Source organism: Bradyrhizobium sp. ERR14, from assembly GCF_014198235.1.
GTDB lineage: Bacteria > Pseudomonadota > Alphaproteobacteria > Rhizobiales > Xanthobacteraceae > Bradyrhizobium.
This window is the reverse complement of the sequence record NZ_JACIHD010000016.1, coordinates 124,022-139,656: the sequence shown is the minus strand read 5'-3', so window position 1 is coordinate 139,656 and position 15,635 is coordinate 124,022. Positions and strand designations below refer to the sequence as shown.

Genomic DNA, 15,635 nt, shown 5'->3' with positions numbered 1-15,635 from the left:
CTAGCGGTTCGTCAGCAGCAGGAGATGCGGCAGGGCCTCGGAGTCGACGGTCGCGCCCAGGCGCGCGTAGAACTGCATCGCTGACGCGTTGTGTTTCCAGACATCCCAGCCGAGCTTCGTGACGCCGTGATCGGCAGCCCATTCCTTGGCCTTCGTCATCAGCGCTCTGCCGACGCCCTTCCTGCGCGCCTCGGCATGCACCGCGATGTCACTGATGTACATGCCCGCCTGGGCGCTATAGAGCTCGTGGGTCAGGATCCAGGCGATCAGGCCCGCAACGCGATCTTCCAGCAGCGCGACGAAGAGGTGCACGGGCGCATGCTCGCGGACATAGAAGGCGAGATAGCGCTCGAGCGTCAGAGGCGGCGGCGGCTCTTCGATATGGGCCGCCAACGCTTCCGCAAGGCTCCGAACCGCAGCGTAATCGCCCGCCTCAGCTCTACGGATGCTCAATTCCCCACTCACGATGCCGCGCCCTCCCTCGGGGCAAAAGCGCCCGCAGGGGACATCTACGTGCTGGCTTGACGGGGCGTTACGTCAGCAGGCGAAGAAATTTCCCGCACCCGAGCTGCCGTAGGGCGGTGATCTTCTCGCGACGAACGCGGAAACGCGGGCGGGGAAACCAGTCCATCGCAAGTTTCGACGATGACATCATACCCCTGTTTTGGCCGACGGATCAAAGTCGCTTCGAAAAATCCGTAAGCCATTGATCTTGCAGGGGGCCGCTACTGTGCATGGGGTTGTTTTTCGATATTTTGTTATGTGCCCTGCTCAGGGCTAGCCCGGCACCAGCTCGGTCAGCGAGCGGATGATGCGGTCGGGCCTGACCGTCGAGCCTTCGGGCAGGCCGTCGCCGTGCACGTCGATCCAGATCGAATAGATGCCGAGGCGCTGTGGCGTCACCACTTCCCATTCCAGATTGTCGCCGATCATCCAGGTATCCTCCGCGGAAACGCCCAGCGCCTCCATCGCGTGCAGATAGGCGCGCTCCTCCGGCTTGCCGAAGCCGTGCTCGCCTTCGATCTGGATGTGGTCGAAGCGATGGGTCAGCTCGAACCGCTCGACCTTGGCGCGCTGCATGTCGGCGGCGCCGTTGGTGACCAGCGCGAGCTTGATGCCGCGTGCCCTGAACGCGTCGATGGCATCGTGCGCGCCGGGGAAGACGAAGATGGCTTCCTCGCGATAGGTGGTGAAGCGGTCGGCGATGCGATCGGCGAGATCGTCGGGCAGGGCGCGATGGCCGTTTGCGGCGAGCGCGGCGAAGCCGCCGCGCACCGTGAGCCGCCGCGCCTCGCCGAGCTTCATCCGCCAGATCGGCTCCGCAGTCGACCAGAACTGCCGCGCAAAGGCGAGCACTGCGGTTGCGACCTGCGGCGGCGGCAGCGGCGCCAGCTCCTCGGCAAACTCGTTCGCGATCGTGTTCCAGGCGATCTCGGGCCGGCCATAGGCCGACAGGATGGTGTCGTCCATATCGATCAGCATGGCGCGCGGCAGCGGCCTCGAGACAGTCATGGCCACTTCACCTCCGGCGGCATCGATGACAGGATGGAATCCACATTGCCGCCGGTCTTCAGCCCGAAGATGGTGCCGCGATCGTAGAGCAGGTTGAATTCGACATAGCGGCCGCGCCGGATCAATTGCTCCTCGCGGTCCGCGGCGGTCCAGCCCGCCGCGAAATTGCGCCTGACGATGTCAGGATAGATCTTCAGGAAAGCGCGGCCGACGTCTTTGGTGAAGGCGAGGTCGGCGTCCCAGTCGCCGCTGTCGTGCCAGTCGTAGAAGATGCCGCCGATGCCGCGCGCCTCTTTGCGGTGCGGCAGGTAGAAATATTCGTCGCACCATTTCTTGTATTTGTCGTAGTCGGCAACGCCGTTCGGCTGGTTGCAGGCTTGCTTCATCGCGGCGTGGAAAGCGATGCTGTCGGCATCGTCCTGGGTGCGCCGTCGGTCGAGCACCGGTGTGAGATCGGCGCCGCCGCCGAACCAGGCCTTGGTGGTGACCACGAAGCGGGTGTTCATGTGCACGGCGGGCACGTTCGGATTGCGCATATGCGCGATCAGCGAAATGCCGGAGGCCCAGAATTTTGGATCGTCCGCGGCGCCGGGAATCTGCGCGCGAAACTCGGGCGCGAATTCGCCGTGCACGGTCGAGCAGTGCACGCCGACCTTCTCGAACAGGCGGCCATGCATCATCGACATCACGCCACCGCCACCGGCCGCGCCGGTATGGTCGGTGCGTTGCCAGGGCGTGCGCTTGAAGCGGCCGGCTTCGCCCGGATAGAGGCTTTGCGGGGCGTCGTCCTCGAGCCGCTCGAAGCTCGCGCAGATGTCGTCACGCAAGGCCTCGAACCAGGCGCGGGCGCGGCCCTTGCGGTCTTCGATCGTCGACATGTCCATCTTCATTCCCGGTCGCTTACCACGCGGAGTGTGCCGTAGGGTGGGCAAAAGGCGCCCTTGCGCCGTGCCCACGTCTTCTACCGTCATCTTGAATGGTGGGCACGCTCCGCTTTGCCCACCCTACAAATCTGTCCCTATCGGATGCCGAGCGACTTGTGCGTCTGCACGCTGAGCCGCCATTGCGGATGACGCAGGCAGTAGTCGATCGCGCGCGCGGTGTTCTCGATGACCTCGGGTCCGTCCATCGGCTGCAGCGAGAAGCGCTCGAAGGCGAGGTGCTCGAAGGTCTCGGGTGCGGCGAGGGCCTGCGGATAGACCAGCTTCAGCTCGTGGCCCTGGCGCAGCACCAATTCGCTGCCGCCCTTAGGGCTGACGCAGATCCAGTCGAGCCCGTCCGGCGCTGCGATGGTGCCGTTGGTCTCGACGCCGATCTCGAAGCCGCGGGCGTGGAGCGCCTCGATCAGCGCGGCGTCGACCTGGAGCAGCGGCTCGCCGCCGGTCAGCACCACGTAGCGGTTGGCTGCGGCCGCAGTCCATTGCGCGGCGATGGTGTCGGCGAGCTCCGCGGCCGAGCCGTAGCGGCCGCCGAGGGTGCCGTCGGTTCCGACGAAATCCGTGTCGCAGAACTTGCAGGTGGCCTCAAGACGGTCCGCCTCGCGGCCGCTCCAGAGGTTGCAGCCGGCAAAACGGCAGAACACGGACGCGCGCCCGGCATGGGCGCCTTCGCCTTGCAAGGTCAGGAAGATCTCCTTGACCGCGTAACTCAATCGTCTCTCCTCAATCTGTCAGGCTTGCGGGTTCCGGATCTGCCGCAGCGCCTCGCCGGCGGCCATGGCCGCGGTCATGGCGACATTGAGCGACCGCAGCCCCGCTTTGATAGGGATCACCAGCCGCGCATCCGCGGCCTCGACCACCGCGTCGGTGACACCGGCGCTCTCGCGCCCGAATAGCAGGATGTCCGACGTCTGGTAACGGAAATCGCGGTAGTCGGTGGCAGCTTTCGTGGTGAACAGCAGCAGGCGGTAGCCATGGGCGGCGCGCCAGTCCTCGAATTTGGCCCAGGAGTCGTGCCTGATAAGGCTGACATGATCGAGGTAGTCCATTCCCGCCCGGCGGAACAGGCGGTCGGAAACGGGGAAGCCCGCCGGTTCGATGATATGGGCGGCGATGCCCAGGCAGGCGCAAAGCCTGAGAATCGTGCCGGTGTTCTGGGCGATGTCGGGTTGGAAAAGCGCTATCTGCATGGGCTGTGCGAGGGCTGTCTCGGGGGCGATGCGGGGCGGAAATGTCTCAATAAAACATCGCCTGCCCGGGAATTCGTGCATTGCACGCTCCCGCGCCGATAGCGGGCTTGCGCTCGCCCGGCAAGGGTGCCAATAGAACGATTCTGGACTGCTGTTTTGCCCGTCTAGAGGTGAACATGCGAAGTTCTGCCGCCGCGGGGGGCCGCGGGCGCCGGCAGCCTTTCCGGGGACCTCATGGGCGCCCCCTGGAGCGGTTCCACCGGTTGCACAAGAAGAAAGGGTTGGAATCGTGACGACAGCGTCTTCGGCGGACCATCCGACACGCCGTGATTTCTTATTCGTTGCAACGGGGGCAGCTGCAGCAGTAGGGGGCGCAGCTGCGCTCTGGCCCTTCATCTCCCAAATGAATCCTGATGCTTCGACCATCGCCGCCGGTGCGCCGATCGAGGTCGATCTCAGTCCGGTCGCCGAAGGCCAGGACATCAAGGTGTTCTGGCGCGGCAAGCCGATCTACATCAGCCACCGCACCAAGAAGCAGATCGACGAGGCGCGCGCCGTCAACGTGGCGAGCCTGCCCGATCCGCAGTCCGACGAGGCCCGGGTCAAGTCCGGCCACGAGCAATGGCTGGTCGTGATCGGCATCTGCACCCATCTCGGCTGCATCCCGATCGCTCATGAAGGCAGCTACGACGGCTTCTTCTGCCCCTGCCATGGTTCGCAGTACGATTCGTCCGGCCGCATCCGCCAGGGGCCCGCGCCCGCGAACCTGCCGGTGCCGCCGTACCAGTTCGTTTCCGACACCAAAATCCAGATCGGCTGAGCCTCGGATCCTCGTCCGAAGCTTCGCGCCGTCTCGTCGTACTATTTCCTCAGGATCGCATCATGAGCGGACCATCCGACTACCAGCCGAGCAATCCGGCCCTGCAATGGATCGAGCGGCGCCTGCCGATCCTCGGCCTCATGCACTCCTCGTTCGTTGCCTATCCCACCCCGCGTAACCTGAACTATTGGTGGACCTTCGGCGCCATCCTCTCCTTCATGCTGGGGATGCAGATCCTGACCGGCGTGATCCTGGCGATGCATTATACGCCGCATGCCGATCTCGCCTTCAAATCGGTCGAGCTGATCGTCCGTGACGTGAACTACGGCTGGCTGCTGCGCAACATGCATGCGGTCGGCGCATCGATGTTCTTTGTCGCCGTCTACGTTCACATGTTCCGCGGCCTCTATTACGGGTCCTACAAGGAGCCGCGCGAGGTGCTGTGGATCCTCGGCGTCATCATCTACCTCTTGATGATGGCGACCGGCTTCATGGGCTACGTGCTGCCCTGGGGCCAGATGAGTTTCTGGGGCGCCACGGTCATCACCAACCTGTTCTCCGCCATACCCTATGTCGGCGAGAGCATCGTGACGCTGCTGTGGGGCGGTTATTCGGTCGGCAATCCGACGCTCAACCGCTTCTTCTCGCTGCATTACCTGCTGCCGTTCCTGATCGCGGGCGTCGTCGTGCTCCACGTCTGGGCGCTGCACGTCGCCGGCCAGAACAATCCTGACGGCGTCGAGCCGAAGACGGAAAAGGACACGGTGCCGTTCACGCCGCATGCGACCATCAAGGACATGTTCGGCGTCGCCTGCTTCCTGCTGCTCTACGCCTGGTTCATCTTCTACATGCCGAACTATCTCGGCGACGCCGACAACTACATTCCGGCGAACCCGGGTGTGACGCCGCCGCACATCGTGCCGGAGTGGTATTACCTGCCGTTCTACGCGATCCTGCGCTCGATCCCGAACAAGCTCGCCGGCGTCATCGGGATGTTCGGTGCGATCATCATCCTGTGCTTCCTGCCCTGGCTGGACGCCGCGAAGACGAGGTCGTCGAAGTATCGCCCGCTGGCCAAGCAGTTCTTCTGGATCTTCGTCGTGGTCTGCATCCTGCTCGGCTATCTCGGGGCGCAGCCGCCGGAAGGCATCTACGTCATTGCCGGCCGGGTCCTGACGGTCTGCTACTTCGCCTACTTCCTGATCGTGCTGCCACTGCTCTCGCGCATCGAGAAGCCGCGGCCCGTGCCGAACTCGATCTCGGATGCGGTGCTGGCCAAGACCGGCAGCCGATCGACGCCGATGGTTTCGACCGCGATCATGCTGGCGCTCGCCGGTTCGTTGTTCGCAGGCTCGGTCGACAGCGCGAAGGCGTCTGAAGGCAGCGATACGCCCCCGGGCAACAAATGGTCGTTCTCCGGCCCTTTCGGTAAGTTCGACCGCGGCGCGCTGCAGCGCGGCCTGAAGGTCTACAAGGAGGTCTGCGCCAGCTGCCACGGCCTGTCCTATGTCGCCTTCCGGAACCTCGCCGAGCCCGGTGGGCCCGGCTATTCGGTGGCGCAGGCGGCGGCCTTCGCGTCGGACTACAAGGTCAAGGACGGTCCGAACGATGCCGGCGACATGTTCGAGCGTGCGGGGCGTCCGGCGGACTATTTCCCCTCGCCATTCCCGAACGAGCAGGCCGCTCGCGCGGCGAACGGTGGCGCGGCGCCGCCCGACCTCTCCCTGATCACCAAGGCGCGCTCCTATAAGCGCGGCTTCCCCTGGTTCATCTTCGACTTCTTCACCCAGTTCCAGGAGCAGGGCCCGGACTACGTCTCGGCATTGCTGCAGGGCTTTGAGGACAAGGTGCCGGAAGGCGTGACCATTCCGGAGGGCTCGTACTACAACAAGTACTTCCCGGGCCACGCCATCAAGATGCCGAAGCCGCTCAGCGACGGCCAGGTGACCTATGACGACGGCTCGCCAACCACGGTCGCGCAGTACTCCAAGGACGTCACCACCTTCCTGATGTGGACCGCGGAGCCGCACATGGAAGCGCGCAAGCGCCTCGGATTCCAGGTCTTCGTGTTCCTGATCCTGTTCGCGGGCCTGATGTACTTCACCAAGAAGAAGGTCTGGGCCAGCTCGCACTGAGCGCTCTGATGCGACGAGAAAATGAAGAAGCCCCCGCAAGGGGGCTTTTTTGTTGGGTCCGTGTCCCGGACGCGCGAAGCGCGAGCCGGGACCCAGAATGCTCGTAGCTGGGCCCCGGATCGGCAGCGCATCACGCCGCAAGGGGCAACGCGCTGCGCAGCGTCCGGGGCACGAGAGTTTGTTTGCGCGGTGATTGCGTCATTCGCATGCACCCGCCAAGATGCCGCCAACCGCTCCCCCAAGAACTCATCGGAGGACACCATGGGAACCGCCATCACCTTCAAGCGTCCGGACGGCAAGGAGGCCTCGGGCTATCTCGCCAATGCCGCGCGCGGCAACGCGCCGGGCGTGGTCGTGATCCAGGAATGGTGGGGCCTGTCGGACCAGATCAAGGGCCTGTGCGACCGCTTCGCGCTGGCCGGTTTCGACGCGCTGGCGCCCGATCTCTACAAGGGCAAGGTGGTGCCGTATCACGACACGGACAGCGCCAACAAGGAGATGAACTCGCTCGACTTCATGGACGCCACCACGCAGACGGTACGCGGCGCCGCGCAATATCTGTCGCGTAACGGTGCCAAGGTCGGGCTGACCGGCTTCTGTCTCGGCGGCGCCGTCACCATTATCGGCTCGGTGCATGTGCCGGAGCTCGCGGCCGGCGTCGTGTTCTACGGCATCCCGCCGGAACAGGCGGCCAAGCCCGCCGACGTCAAGATCCCGCTCCAGGCCCATTTCGCCAACAAGGACGATTGGTGCACGCCGGAGCTGGTGGGCGGCTTCGAGAAGGCCATGAAGGCCGCCGGCAAGTCGCTGGAGCTGTACCGCTATGACGCCGAACACGCGTTCGTCAACGAGCAGCGCCAGGCCGTGCACGACCGCGAGGCCGCCGAGCTCGCCTGGGGCAGGGCAATCAAGTTCTTCGCCAATCATCTCGGCGGTAACAGCGCAGCCTGACCCAGCCTGTAGCCCGGATGGAGCGCAGCGTAATCCGGGGACTTTCCCTTGTGGCACGAACCCCGGATTGCGCTGCGCTCCATCCGGGCTACTGCCCGGCCACCCTTGACGCCGCCCCCGCGCCATGGTGAGTATCCGCCCATGAGCACCGCCGTCCGCCCAGCCCGTCTTTGGTGGCGCACCTCCTAACGAGGTGGCCGGTGCGATTTTCCTTTCCCAAATCGTCTGAGGTCGCTAACGCAGTGCGGCGGCCTGATCGTTTGTCCTGTGTGGCGTTTCCTCGGCAAGTCTCGTAAGAGGACCCCAAGAGGATCACATGAACAGGACAGTCTTTGCCCTCCCGGCCAGAAGTGAGTACGCGACCCGCGCGGGTCTCGCGATCACGCGCGTGGCGGAGCAGTTCACCGGCGGCGCCAACAGGCTCGACGATCTCGTCAGCCTGCTCGACCGCCGTCGCGGCGTGGTGCTGTCCTCGGGCACGACCGTGCCCGGCCGCTATGAGAGCTTTGACCTCGGCTTCTCCGATCCGCCGCTCAAGCTCGAGACCACTGGCGTCAATTTCAAGCTGGAAGCGCTGAACGAGCGTGGGCAGGTGCTGATCGCCTTCCTGGTCGATGTGCTGCGCGAGCCCTGCGTCGTCATCTCCGAGAAGACGGCGACGCGGCTTGCCGGCCACATCATCCGCGGCGATGCGCCGGTCGAGGAAGACCAGCGCACGCGGCGAGCCAGCGTGATGTCGCTGGTGCGCGATCTCGTCGCCGCCTTCTCCGCCAATGACGACGGCCTGCTCGGCCTGTTCGGCGCCTTCGCCTACGACCTGGTGTTCCAGATCGAGGACCTCGTGCAGAAGCGCGCGCGCGAGCAGGACCAGCGCGACATCGTGCTCTACGTCCCCGATCGCCTGCTGGCCTATGACCGCGCCACCGGCCGCGGCGTGGTGCTCTCGTACGACTTTGCCTGGAAGGGCAAGTCCACCGAGGGCCTGCCGCGCGAGACCGCCGAGAGTCCTTACCTGAAGACGCCGCGGCAGGGTTTTGCCGATCACGCGCCCGGCGAATATCAGGCAACGGTCGAGACCGCGCGTGCGGCCTTCGCCCGCGGTGATCTCTTTGAAGCGGTGCCTGGGCAGCTGTTCGCCGAGCCTTGCGATCGTTCGCCGGCTGAAGTCTTCCAGCGCCTCTGCGTCATCAACCCGTCGCCCTACGGCGCGCTGATGAATCTGGGTGAGGGCGAATTTCTGGTGTCGGCCTCGCCGGAAATGTTCGTGCGGTCGGACGGGCGCCGGGTCGAGACCTGCCCGATCTCGGGCACGATCGCGCGCGGCACCGATGCGATCGGCGATGCCGAGCAGATCCGCCAGCTCCTGAACTCGGAGAAGGACGAGTTCGAGCTCAACATGTGCACCGACGTCGACCGCAACGACAAGGCGCGCGTCTGCGTGCCCGGCACGATCAAGGTGCTGGCGCGGCGCCAGATCGAGACCTACTCGAAGCTCTTCCACACCGTCGATCATGTCGAGGGCATGCTGCGTCCCGGCTTCGACGCGCTCGACGCCTTCCTCACCCACGCCTGGGCGGTGACGGTGACCGGCGCACCCAAGCTCTGGGCGATGCAATTCGTCGAGGATCACGAGCGCTCGCCGCGCCGCTGGTATGCCGGCGCGATCGGTGCGGTGAATTTCGACGGCAGCATCAATACCGGCCTGACCATCCGCACCATCCGCATGAAGGATGGTCTCGCCGAAGTGCGCGTCGGCGCCACATGCCTGTTCGATTCCGATCCGGCCGCCGAAGACCGCGAATGCCAGGTCAAGGCCGCCGCGCTGTTCCAGGCGCTGCGCGGCGATCCGCCGAAGCCGCTGTCGACCTTTGCGCCCGATGCGACCGGCTCGGGCAAGCGGGTGCTGTTGATCGATCACGACGACAGCTTCGTGCACATGCTCGCTGATTATTTCCGCCAGGTCGGCGCCGACGTTACCGTGGTCCGCCATGTGCATGCGCTCGACATGCTCAAGCGGAAGACATGGGATTTGCTGGTGCTGTCACCGGGTCCCGGCAGGCCGGAAGATTTCGGGATCAAGAAGACGATCGACGCGGCGCTGGAGAGGAAGCTGCCGGTGTTCGGCGTCTGCTTGGGCGTGCAGGCGATCGGCGAATATTTCGGCGGCGAGCTCGGCCAGCTCACCCATCCCGCCCATGGCCGGCCCTCGCGGGTGCAGGTGCACGGCGGGCGCTTGATGCGCAATCTGCCGAACGAGATCGTCATCGGCCGCTATCACTCGCTTTTCGTCGAGCGCGACAGCATGCCGGAGGTGTTGTCCGTCACAGCCAGCACCGAGGACGGTGTCGCCATGGCGCTGGAGCACAAGACGCTGCCGGTCGCCGGCGTGCAATTCCACCCGGAATCGCTGATGTCGCTCAGCAATGAGGTGGGCTTGCGTATTGTTGAAAACGCGTTCCGGTTGGATGCGCGTGTCGATTGAGAGGCACCAATGACCTTTGACCACGATATCAAGGCGAGCGTCCGGACCATCCCCGACTATCCCAAGCCGGGGATCATGTTCCGCGATATCACGACCCTGCTCGCGGACGCGCGCGCGTTCCGCCGCGCGGTGGACGAGCTCGTCAATCCCTGGGCCGGCAACAAGATCGACAAGGTCGCCGGCATGGAGGCACGCGGCTTCATCATCGGCGGTGCGGTGGCGCACCAGCTCTCTGCCGGCTTCGTGCCGATCCGCAAGAAAGGCAAGCTGCCGCACACCACCGTGCGCATCGCTTACTCGCTCGAATACGGCATCGACGAGATGGAGATGCATGTCGACGCCATCCAGCCCGGCGAGCGCGTCATCCTGGTCGACGACCTCATCGCCACCGGCGGCACCGCGGAAGGCGCGGTGAAGCTGCTGCGCCAGATCGGCGCCAACGTCGTCGCCGCCTGCTTCATCATCGACTTGCCCGAGCTCGGCGGCGCCGCCAAGCTGCGCGCCATGGACGTGCCAGTGCGCACGCTGATGACGTTCGAGGGACACTGAGAGGTCGCCGCGATCTTCAGATCGCCTCGGCCTTCAGTTCATCCCGCCAATGCAGCAGGCGCTCCTTCAGGAGTGCGTTCCTGACATAGGCGGTTTCCTCATCCTCCAGGCGCTCGCATTCGCCAAAGGTCAGGCCGGCCTCGCCATGCGCATTCCAGGCAGCCTGGAGGCTGCGGCAGGTGTGGCTGCCTTGGCGTAGCGAGAACCAGATGCGGTTCTGGATCGTCTCGAGGTTCGGCGCCTGGCCGACCCAGGCCTCGCCGGAGGCCGCACAGCGGACGACATAGACGCCCGCGATGGTCTTTCGCTCCTTGTAGGCGGCGATCGCTGCTTTCCGGTCGATGCTCACGGTGACAGGCCTTGCGGAGGGGATACCGATGTCCGCCTCAATAAGCCCGCTTCAACCCGCAGTCAATATTATCCGGGTGAAATTATCTAGGATCGCTGCAGGATCAGACTGAGCTCGAGCTCGCGGAAGGCAAAGTAATTCCGCCGGGTCCATTGGTGCAGCTCGGTCGACGCGTCCTTCTCCTGGCGCAGATAGCCGGTGAAGGAGAAGTTCAGCCGGTCGACATAGGTCTTGAGGAAGCCGGGCAAGGCAGGCAGGCGGAACAGGCGGCCGCCGGCCATCGCGGCCGGCAGCTCGCCGCGCACGACATATTCATTGTCCACGGTGATCAGGTTCATCCGCGGGATCTGCCCGCGCAGCATCTCGTGGGCGCGGGCCGAGGCGCGGTCGGTGTCGGCGACGAACAGGATCTGTGGTGCGACGTGGCGGCGGGCGGCCTCCTTCAAGAGGCCGATTTCGTCGGTCATCTTGAAGAACTCGTCGAAGGCGTGGAAGCCGAGGTCGATCACCTTGGCCATGCCGTCATCGACGATGACGCGGTCCATCAGCTGCATCTTGCCGTAGGTATCGATTACGTCGGCGGTCTCCGTGATCTTTGGCAAGTAGTCGAGCAACGACGGTTCCTTCAGATTGACGTCGAAGGCCGCGACATTGCCGTTCTTGAGCAGCAGAAATTCCGCAAGCAGCCGCGCCAGCAGCGTCTTGCCGACCTGCGGGCGGGGCGAGCAGATGATGTAGACGGGCGTGGCGGGCATCGGCAGCTATATCAGTCGAACCTGGCGACCAATCCAGCCGTATCAGCCCTGCTTGCGCAACTATTTTTCGCTGTTGCGGGTGACGGGCTTCGAGCCGACGATATCGGTCAGCCGGATCCGGTCGAACTCGCTCCAGACATTCGCCAGCCAGTGCCGGACATAGCCGCGCAGCACGAAGGAATAGTTCGCGGCCTCGTCGCTGATGCCCTTGTTGGCGACGAATTTCAGGAACGGGACGGAGGACACCTCGACCTGCTCATAGGCCATTTCGTTGAGCTTGGGGATGGTCAGCTCGGTCGCGTCCTTGATGCGGTGGAAGTAGGAATTGTAGGTCGCCTGGTCCCATTGGAAGAACTGGGTGTCGTTGATGAAGTTCTTCACCAGGAAATATTTTGCGCCGGTCATGAACCCGGCAGTCTCGGCGATCTCCTCCAGCGAGGCGATCGAGGGTCCGAGGATGTGGAACACCGCGAAGGTGATCTGGCCGGCCTTGGCGGCGTCGAGGAAGCCGATGTCGCGGAGCGAAGCCAGCGCGGGCGAGAGCAGGCCGGCGCGAACGTCGATGACAGTGACCGAAGGGCTCACCGCGTTGAGCGTGTCGAAGATCTTCATCTGGTCCGATGTCGTCGTCATGTCGACGATCTCGGTGATGTCGGGGTGGAAGCGCTTCAGGGTTCCGCGCGGCGATTCCGTGTCGAAGGCGCGCGTCGGCACGTTGTTGGCGGAAAAATAATCGAGCAAGGTGCGCGACACCGTGGTCTTGCCGACCCCGCCCTTGTCCGCGCCCACCACAACCACTGCCGGCTTTGCCATTGCTGTCCCCTAACGCGCGCCCCCGATCGCGAGGTCGCAATCGGCCGGGCCCCAAATCGATGTCCGAAGGATGTCCCAAGTCTGCTGTTGGGCGCGAACATGGCAGAAACAAGGGAGAATTCAAATCCTCGGCATGTCGATACGGCTATTCCCGGAGTTTTTCCCAATCGCGGCGAAACCCGCCGCGCATGGCAGGACATCGCGTGCTTAATGACGGCCCCAGGGACCCATGAGATTGCCCACCGGCTTGCTGTTCGCGGTCCTGGAAGGGCCGGGTGCGGGCAGGGGCTGCGGAGCGGCCGGCCCACTCGCATCGTCCCACGGACCATGACGCAGCGGCGGTGGGGTGTCCTGCTGGTCGGCTTGCGCCTCAGGCTCGTCCGTTTCCTCGGCCAGCGGCCGCGGGCCAGGATCGTGGCCGCCGGCAAACTTGACCAGCGCGTCGACCCGGGACTGCACGGATGGGTGGGTCGCGAACAGATCGGCAAAGCCCTCGCGGGGATTGTCGACGCAGAGCTCCATCACGGCCGAGGTCGCGCCGGGCAGCTCGCCGCGATTCTCGATCTTGCGCAGCGCCGAGATCATCGCATCAGGGTCTTTCGTCAGCTCGACGGAGCCGGCGTCGGCGAGATATTCGCGCGAACGTGACAGTGCGAGCTTGACCACCTGGGACAGCAGCCAGGCCACCACGATCAGCACGATCGCGATGATGATCACGATTACCGCGCCGCCGCCGGAACTCTTGTTGTCGCTCGATGAAGAGGACGACCGCGACGAGGAGGAAGAGCCCGAGGACCATGAGCCGCCGGAGCCGGAGCTCCAATTGAAATTGGTGAACAGGCGGAAGAACAATTCGCCGAAGAAGCCGACCACGCCGGCGATGATGACGGCGACCACCATCAGCTGCACATCGCCGTTCTTGATGTGGGTCAGCTCGTGGCCCAGCACCGCCTCGATCTCCTTGTCGTTCAGGGCATCGAGGAGACCCGTGGTGACGGTGATCGAATATTGCCGCGGATTGAGGCCGGTCGCGAACGCGTTCAGCGCCGGGCTCTCCATGATCTTCAGCTTCGGCATGGTGATGCCGCGCGAGATGCAGAGGTTTTCCAGCAGATTGTAAAGCCGCGGCTCCTCCTGCCTCGTGACGTCGTGGCCGCCGGTCACCGCGTCGATCATCGACTGGTGGAAGAAATAGGCGATCACGACCCAGACCGCCGCCACGATCGTCGCAACCGGCGCGGCCACGATCAGATCGTGGAGGGCGCGCCTCAGGTAATAGACGACGGTCTCATTGCCGTTGATGACGACTTCGGCGACCAACGCGCCAGCATAGACCAGCACGTAGACCAGCATGAACAGGCCGGCGAGCAGCAGCATCGAACGAAACTTGTTCGAGGCGATGTGCGTGTAGAGACCATACGCGGCCATGACGCGGGTGCCCTGCCGGCCTATCGGCTCAAGATCAGAACTTCACCTGCGGCGCGACCTCGACCTCGGTGCGGCTGGCGCCGAGATCGAAGAAGTCCTTCCTGGTGAAGCCGAACATGCCGGCGAACAAGGCGGCGGGCAGCTGCTGGATGCCGGTGTTGTATTCCTGGACCGCGTTGTTGAAGAAGCGGCGGCTCGCCGCGATCTTGTTCTCGAGGTCGGAAAGCTCGGATGCGAGTTGCTGGAAATTGGCGTTGGCCTTGAGGTCGGGATAGGCCTCCGATAGCGCGATCAGCCGGCCAAGCGCGCCGGACAGCTGGTTCTCGGCCGCGGACACCTGCGCGGGACCCTGCGCCGACATTGCCGAGTTGCGCGCCTTGATGACATCGTCGAGCGTGCCGCGCTCATGCGAGGCATAGCCCTTCACCGTCTCGACCAGGTTCGGGATCAGGTCGTGGCGCTGCTTGAGCTGCACGTCGATATCGGCGAAGGCCTGGCCGACGCGCTGGCTCAGCGCCACCAGGCGGTTGTAGGCGCTGAAGGCGAACAGCGCGAGGACGACGATGACGCCGAGAACGATCCAGCCGGTCGACATGGAGAACTCCTGAAGGGGAAGAAGGCAGGCGCTAGCCTAGACCAAATTGGCGCAGGGTGAGAGCCCGGCGCAGAGGGGAGGTAAGACTTAGTCGAATGTGGAGCCGCCCGCGTTCAAGGCAAAAGTCCGGAACAAGGTTAACTTTCGGACAGAATAGCGTCGCCCCAGCGCCAGCGGCGTGCCCCAGCATAGGCGGCCTTGTCCCGACGAGGCACCCTTGTGATGGCGACGCCATCCTCGGTGCAGAGGTTGGCCGTGATCTCGGCCTTGGCGACATCCGGCGGGGCCAGCACGCGCGCGGCGCGGGTAGTCGGCGGCGCGCGGGTCAGCGCGACGTAAATGAAACGTTCGTCCTCGAACGGCACGTCGGCGCCCTTGATCTGGCGGTGCGCCTGCGAGCGCGGCAGGCGCTGGCTGAAATGGCACCAGTCCGGCGCGGTGAGTGGGCAGGGCCTTTCGTGCGGGCAGGGGGCGGCGACGTAAGCGCCAGCCGCGATCAGCTGCTGCCGCAGGGCGAGGATGCGCGCGGTGCCGGCGGGCGTGCCGGGCTCGATCACGACCAGCGCGTGGCGCGCTTTTGCCCACATCGCTTCCGCGAGCTTGCGCTGGTCGCTTTCGCCCAGCTCGCCGATGATGTAGCTGGCGACGACGAGATCGGCTGGCGAGACTTCAGTGAGGTTGCCGCCGGCATCGCCGGGCAGATAGCGGCACTCCGCCAGGCGTGAGCTGTCGCGCGCCAGTTCGAGCGCAAGCCGGCTCAAGGTGGCGTTGGCGTCGAGCAGGGTAAAATCCTGCAGCGATGGAAAGGCTTCCGCAGCGGCCCAGCTCGCGGTGCCCGGACCTGCGCCGACGTCGAGCAACGTTTCCGGGGCGAGATCGGGCGCAATCTCCGTCAGTGCATTGAGGCTGGCGGCCACCGCCGCGTACGTCGCCGGCATGCGCGCGAGCGCATAGGCGAGCGCATCGGCGTCCGACTTGATCGTGCCGGAGCCGCCGCCGGCGCGATAGGCGGTCGAGATTTTCTGCGACCGTTGTGCAGCGTCGGTGCGGGAGAAGCCCTGCAGCTTGCCGTCGAGGGCGGCCTTGAGTTCGGCGGGGAGGGTGGGGGCTATCATCAT

At 64.8% G+C, this 15,635-nt stretch carries 16 protein-coding genes; 5 read left to right on the top strand and 11 right to left on the bottom strand.

The genetic code is table 11. The annotated features are described in order from the left end of the window. The 5 genes from GGD62_RS31075 to GGD62_RS31055 all read right to left on the bottom strand — a co-directional run bounded on the left by GGD62_RS31075 (window position 1) and on the right by GGD62_RS31055 (window position 3,640). Window positions 1–453 (bottom strand): GNAT family N-acetyltransferase, encoded by a 453-nt coding sequence (locus tag GGD62_RS31075; RefSeq protein ID WP_183711966.1) that lies wholly within the window; start codon window positions 451–453, stop codon window positions 1–3. A gap of 324 nt (window positions 454–777) precedes the next feature. Beyond that, window positions 778–1,512, bottom strand: coding sequence for an HAD family hydrolase (locus tag GGD62_RS31070; RefSeq protein ID WP_183231081.1), 735 nt, complete (start codon window positions 1,510–1,512; stop codon window positions 778–780). Further along, a complete protein-coding gene (gene hemF / locus GGD62_RS31065; protein WP_092261539.1) occupies window positions 1,509–2,396 on the bottom strand; it encodes an oxygen-dependent coproporphyrinogen oxidase in 888 nt (295 codons plus the stop codon). The genes GGD62_RS31070 and hemF overlap by 4 nt, the downstream gene beginning before the upstream one ends. A 134-nt stretch (window positions 2,397–2,530) precedes the next feature. Continuing rightward, window positions 2,531–3,163: a 7-carboxy-7-deazaguanine synthase gene (queE, locus tag GGD62_RS31060; RefSeq protein WP_183238448.1), complete on the bottom strand. Its 633-nt coding sequence runs from the start codon at window positions 3,161–3,163 to the stop codon at window positions 2,531–2,533. A gap of 18 nt (window positions 3,164–3,181) precedes the next feature. Beyond that, entirely contained in the window at window positions 3,182–3,640 is a 459-nt protein-coding gene (locus GGD62_RS31055) for a tRNA (cytidine(34)-2'-O)-methyltransferase (RefSeq protein ID WP_018323305.1), read from the bottom strand. 289 nt (window positions 3,641–3,929) lie between these two features. Here GGD62_RS31055 and petA point away from each other — a divergent pair, with 289 nt between their 5' ends. From petA to GGD62_RS31030, 5 genes are all read left to right on the top strand, one after another. Beyond that, a complete protein-coding gene (gene petA, locus GGD62_RS31050; protein ID WP_018323306.1) occupies window positions 3,930–4,460 on the top strand; it encodes a ubiquinol-cytochrome c reductase iron-sulfur subunit in 531 nt (176 codons plus the stop codon). Window positions 4,461–4,522: 62 nt separating this feature from the next. Further along, window positions 4,523–6,595 carry a cytochrome b/c1 gene (fbcH, locus tag GGD62_RS31045; protein ID WP_092261536.1) on the top strand — a complete coding sequence of 691 codons (2,073 nt, stop codon included), beginning with the start codon at window positions 4,523–4,525 and terminating at the stop codon, window positions 6,593–6,595. 261 nt (window positions 6,596–6,856) lie between these two features. Beyond that, a complete protein-coding gene (locus GGD62_RS31040) occupies window positions 6,857–7,546 on the top strand; it encodes a dienelactone hydrolase family protein (RefSeq protein WP_183711964.1) in 690 nt (229 codons plus the stop codon). 316 nt (window positions 7,547–7,862) lie between these two features. Further along, window positions 7,863–10,028, top strand: a complete 2,166-nt coding sequence (locus tag GGD62_RS31035; protein WP_183711962.1) for an anthranilate synthase component I — start codon at window positions 7,863–7,865, stop codon at window positions 10,026–10,028. Window positions 10,029–10,037: 9 nt separating this feature from the next. After that, a complete protein-coding gene (locus GGD62_RS31030; protein ID WP_018323310.1) occupies window positions 10,038–10,577 on the top strand; it encodes an adenine phosphoribosyltransferase in 540 nt (179 codons plus the stop codon). Between the two features lie 16 nt (window positions 10,578–10,593). Here the strand turns inward: GGD62_RS31030 and GGD62_RS31025 are convergent, their stop codons facing one another. The 6 genes from GGD62_RS31025 to GGD62_RS31000 form a co-directional block, all read right to left on the bottom strand. Next, window positions 10,594–10,926 (bottom strand): GIY-YIG nuclease family protein, encoded by a 333-nt coding sequence (locus GGD62_RS31025; RefSeq protein WP_092261534.1) that lies wholly within the window; start codon window positions 10,924–10,926, stop codon window positions 10,594–10,596. Window positions 10,927–11,012: 86 nt separating this feature from the next. Further along, window positions 11,013–11,681, bottom strand: coding sequence for a hypothetical protein (locus GGD62_RS31020; RefSeq protein ID WP_028141698.1), 669 nt, complete (start codon window positions 11,679–11,681; stop codon window positions 11,013–11,015). 60 nt (window positions 11,682–11,741) lie between these two features. Next, window positions 11,742–12,494, bottom strand: a complete 753-nt coding sequence (locus GGD62_RS31015) for a hypothetical protein (protein WP_018323313.1) — start codon at window positions 12,492–12,494, stop codon at window positions 11,742–11,744. Between the two features lie 207 nt (window positions 12,495–12,701). Further along, on the bottom strand, window positions 12,702–13,922 hold the full coding sequence (locus tag GGD62_RS31010) for a M48 family metallopeptidase (RefSeq protein WP_183711960.1): 1,221 nt from the start codon (window positions 13,920–13,922) through the stop codon (window positions 12,702–12,704). A gap of 34 nt (window positions 13,923–13,956) precedes the next feature. After that, window positions 13,957–14,517, bottom strand: a complete 561-nt coding sequence (locus GGD62_RS31005; RefSeq protein WP_183711958.1) for a LemA family protein — start codon at window positions 14,515–14,517, stop codon at window positions 13,957–13,959. 137 nt (window positions 14,518–14,654) lie between these two features. Further along, the gene (locus tag GGD62_RS31000) at window positions 14,655–15,635 is read right to left on the bottom strand and encodes a small ribosomal subunit Rsm22 family protein (protein ID WP_183711956.1); all 981 of its coding nucleotides are present in this window, start codon (window positions 15,633–15,635) and stop codon (window positions 14,655–14,657) included.